Source organism: Oleiphilus sp. HI0128, assembly GCF_001635365.1.
This window is the reverse complement of sequence record NZ_LWGG01000781.1, coordinates 1-4,638: the sequence shown is the minus strand read 5'-3', so window position 1 is coordinate 4,638 and position 4,638 is coordinate 1. Positions and strand designations below refer to the sequence as shown.

4 protein-coding genes are annotated in these 4,638 nt (G+C 44.8%); all 4 read left to right on the top strand.

Annotated features, from left to right (window positions below):
* Positions 1-569: hypothetical protein (locus A3763_RS28600; RefSeq protein WP_197482887.1), on the top strand; the 569-nt coding region annotated here is incomplete at its 5' end.
* A 149-nt stretch (positions 570-718) separates the two neighbouring features.
* Complete coding sequence (gene hemB / locus A3763_RS11120) at positions 719-1,729, top strand: porphobilinogen synthase (protein WP_082865402.1); 1,011 nt, start codon at positions 719-721, stop codon at positions 1,727-1,729.
* Positions 1,730-1,797: 68 nt separating this feature from the next.
* On the top strand, positions 1,798-3,906 hold the full coding sequence (gene ppk1 / locus A3763_RS11115) for a polyphosphate kinase 1 (protein ID WP_068513504.1): 2,109 nt from the start codon (positions 1,798-1,800) through the stop codon (positions 3,904-3,906).
* Between the two features lie 163 nt (positions 3,907-4,069).
* Positions 4,070-4,638, top strand: a 569-nt coding sequence (locus A3763_RS11110; RefSeq protein ID WP_156495049.1) for a DUF4344 domain-containing metallopeptidase, incomplete at its 3' end; no start/stop codon positions are given.

Below are 4,638 nucleotides of genomic sequence, written 5' to 3'. Positions count from 1 at the left end.
ATAGTACTAGCCAAACCTACGTTAAAAATGGTTTTTACCCTGTCATTGAGTACCCGCATGAAGGAGGCCCGGTTCGCTTTACCGCAATTGACCACTTAGCCTCAGGCAACTTCCACGTTGGCGACAAAGTAAAACTTCGTATTCTCAAAACTCGCCGCAAACACTCACGTACTTGCAAAACTTTTATTGCACTGATATCAATGATTAGCTTGCTAAGCCTAGGCATGATAGGTGCTGCAATAACCAGCAGCATCTATATTTCATTTGGGCAGGTTCTACTTGCCTCAATGGTAATTGCTGCAAGTTTATCAATTATGGTTTTATATCAGCGCGACCAAGACCAGCATTACATTCACGAACTGAGCCATACTAAAAGCGGCCGAGCACAACTATGCATACCTGAACCCGCTGCTTTTAGGCACTGGAAGTCTGCGCTACAAGACCCTGTTCAACGAATAAAAATTCGCGGTTCACAATTATGCGGCGCGACCTGCATAGGCTCCGCACTTGTTATGCTAAGCATCGCTTTAATCCCAAGCATTCAATTATTACTTAAGCTAAGCATATAAGCGTACCTAGATCTCGAGTTCCCTGTATTTAGCGAAAAGCAAAATACTTCCAAAAATCCAGCCCCAGTTGACTTGCGTTATAGCCTTTCCTTCGGCATACCTGCTAATCTTAAGCACATAATATTTTTGATGATTGCCGGAGATAAAAAGTGTTTTCACCCAGCCAACGACAATTCCCTAACAGCCGACTCCGTCGCATGCGCTTTCAAGACTTTTCCCGTCGCTTGATGCAGGAAAATACACTAACAGCCAATGACCTGATTTACCCCATGTTTATTCTTGAAGGTGTAAATAAACGCGAAGCTGTTAGCTCTATGCCCGGCGTTGAACGCCTGAGTATTGACCTACTACTAAAAGAGGCGCAGCAGCTACTAGAGCTTGGTATCCCCGCCGTCGCACTATTTCCCGTCACCCCGAGTAATGCCAAGTCTCTTGATGCCAAAGAAGCTTGGAACCCCGAGGGCCTAGCCCAAAGAGCTGTACGAGCACTAAAAAAGGAATATCCGGAGCTGGGCGTGATTACCGACGTTGCCTTAGACCCCTTTACAACCCACGGCCAAGACGGAATTATCGATGATGATGGATATGTATTAAACGATATTACCGTTAACGCATTAGTTAAGCAGGCTTTGTCACACGCAGAGGCCGGAGCAGACATCGTTGCACCTTCAGATATGATGGATGGCCGAATCGCTGCGATTCGCAAAGAACTGGAAGCCGCAGGCCATATCAATACCTCTATACTTGCCTACTCCGCTAAGTATGCCTCTTCTTATTATGGTCCTTTTCGCGACGCAGTAGGCTCTGCTGGCAACTTAGGTAAAGCAGATAAAAAGACTTACCAAATGGACCCGGCCAATTCTGATGAAGCCTTGCACGAGGTCGCCATGGACCTTCAGGAAGGTGCCGACATGGTTATGATCAAGCCAGGCATGCCCTATCTCGATATTGTTTACCGTATCAAGACTGAACTCAAAGCGCCGACCTTCGTCTATCAAGTGAGTGGTGAGTATGCGATGCATATGGCCGCAATAGAAAATGGCTGGCTAGACAAGGATAAAATTATTCTAGAGTCACTACTTTGTATCAAGCGCGCTGGCGCCGATGCAATTCTGACTTATTTTGCCAAGGACGCTGCGAAACTTCTTAGCAAAGGATAAAGATGTAACAATGTTCAGCTAGAATGGATTATCGCCCCTTTTAAAATACTTGGAGAATACAGACAACAATGAGCACGACGCATGACGAGCAAACAGCAAATAATGAGCTCCCTGCTATAGACCTCCTTAACCACGAATACTACGTGAACAGGGAACTAAGCCATCTGCAGTTCAACCATCGCGTGCTCAAACAAACGATTGATACATCGCACCCTCTCCTCAACCGTCTGATGTTTAGCTGCATATTCAGTAGCAACATGGATGAGTTTTTTGAAATTCGTGTGGCCGGCCTAAAACATCAGATCAAATTTGGTCGGGAGACAATTGGGCCTGACGGACTAAGCCCTGAACAAACCCTAGAAAAAATCAAACATATCGCGACAGATTTTGTTCGTGAACAGTATGAGATTTTGAATGATGTGCTTCTGCCTGAGTTAAAAAAAGAGGGGATCAGTTTTCTAAGACGCCAGGAATGGAGTGAAGCTCAACATGAATGGTTAGCTAATTATTTCGATAACGAAGTACTACCGATTATTAACCCCATCGGTCTCGACCCTTCACACCCCTTTCCTCGCCTGGTAAATAAGAGTCTAAACTTTATCGTAGAGCTGGACGGCAAAGATGCTTTCGGTCGTGAAACCGGCCTGGCAATCGTTCCCGCCCCCCGCTCTTTACCCAGGCTTATTAAATTACCTGCGGAGATTTCCAAGGGTGATGAACTGGTATTCTTATCTTCAATTATTCACGCTCATGTTGACCAACTATTTCCCGGCATGTCAGTGCAAGGCTGTTACCAATTCCGTTTAACCCGAAATGCCGACTTTGAACTTGAACAAGAAGATATGGAGGATCTGGCCTCTGCATTAAAAGGGGAGCTGCTCTCGAGACGTTTTGGTGACGCTGTTAGATTAGAGCTTGCAGACAACTGCCCAGAGCATCTGATCTCTTTCTTGCTCAAAGAGTTTAAACTGAGTAAAGATGAACTGTATCAAGTGCGAGGCCCGGTTAACCTTTCTCGCCTAATGCAACTACCAGATTTAGTCGACAAACCTGAACTACTCTACCCGGCCTTCGCTCCAGGCCTGCCAAAGCCTTTAAAGAAAAGCAGCAATATTTTTTCAACTATAAAACAGAAAGATATTCTTCTGCACCACCCCTTCCAGAGCTTTACACCAGTTATCGATTTTCTTCGACACGCTGCCCTAGACCCCGATGTCGTTGCTATTAAACAAACACTTTACCGTAGCGGCGCTAATTCTGAAATTGTTGCCGCCTTGGTCGATGCAGCAAGACGCGGAAAAGAAGTCACTGCAGTAATAGAATTACGAGCCCGTTTTGACGAAGAAGAAAATATTGAACTAGCCAGCCGCCTGCAAGAAGCTGGCGCTGTCGTCGTTTATGGCGTAGTGGGCTATAAAACCCACGCCAAGATGATACTCGTAGCCCGACGCGAAGCCGAAGGTTTTAGGCACTATGTACATTTGGGTACGGGTAATTATCACGCAAAGAACGCCCGCCTCTATACAGACTATAGCTTTATGAGTGGTGATGAAGCTCTCGGGAAAGAGGTTCATAAAATATTCCAGCAGCTCACGGGTATGGGCAAAGCACTGAAGATCAAAAAACTATTCCATGCTCCTTTCACCTTACATGACTCTTTGGTTTCGATGATAGAAAGAGAAGCTAATAATGCCAAAGCAGGTAAAGCCTCAGGAATCACCATTAAAGTTAATGCAGTATCAGAACCCAAAATTATTCGGGCACTGTATCGAGCATCACAAGCAGGCGTGCCTATTAAGCTTATTGTCCGCGGCATATGCTGTTTACGTCCAGGGCTAGAGGGTATTTCCGAAACGATCGAAGTACGCTCTGTGATCGGGCGTTTCTTGGAGCACACTCGAGTTTATTGGTTCCACAATGATGGTAATGACCAGATTTATGGTGCCAGTGCCGACTGGATGACCCGTAACCTGTTAAAGCGTGTTGAAACCTGCTTCCCGATGGAAGATAAGAAGCTAGTAGAACGCGTGAAAGCCGAAATTGGCTTCTACCTAAGCGATAATTGCCAAAGCTGGATTATGGACACCGAGGGAAAATATCATTTGAACCAACCTGCCGAAGCCGAATCTCGAGTCTGCGCACAACAATATTTACTCGAGCACCTTGCCTCAACCTAAAGCCAAACCTGGCACTCTTCTTTTATCTGTTTTCAATACTTTAAAAGAAGAGTGCGATTCAGCCGACATTACCAAAGATTCAGTACATTTAGTTTAAATTCCGAATAGAATGGGCTAACTGGGTACCACAATAGATAATTTAAATAATAAATAGACGCTTCCCATGACTCCTTCTATACATATCAGATTACTGCTCCTGCTTATAACGTCAACCCTAACCTTCAGCACCTACGCATCGATCTCTATTACTGAGCCTCAACAGCCATCAGACTTATCATTTCAAACTGACGCTAAGAGTGAATACGATACCAAGCTAATTACACGTCTGAAAAAGTCTCAAGTTTTCGAACGCTTGCGAATATTTAGTGAACAAGACCTTATTTTAAAACAAAGCATCATTTATCACTTTCACCAAGCTGACCAGGCTACAACGAGCCAACCTTTAGCACTTGACACTGCAAGCTCGAACAACAAACAAACCAGCCAGGTTGATATAAAGATCGACATCCCCTTCTCCTTTCTATACCAACTAGATCAAGGCCTAATTGCCAAATACCCTCAACAAGAGGGTATACAAGAAGCGATATACAGCGCAGCCGTTGAAAAATATTTGTGGTTTGAACTAGGCAGAGCCTTGGTTAGTCAGTTTGATTTAGGCGTATCCGGGCAAGAAGTATTTGCACTGGATAACTTCTCGACCCTTATGCTTATCAACCTGAACCACCATGACAG

Excerpts from the sequence above, each read along its gene's own strand:
- ppk1 (WP_068513504.1), top strand. The coding sequence starts at position 1,798 with ATGAGCACGACGCATGACGAGCAAACAGCAAATAATGAGCTCCCTGCT.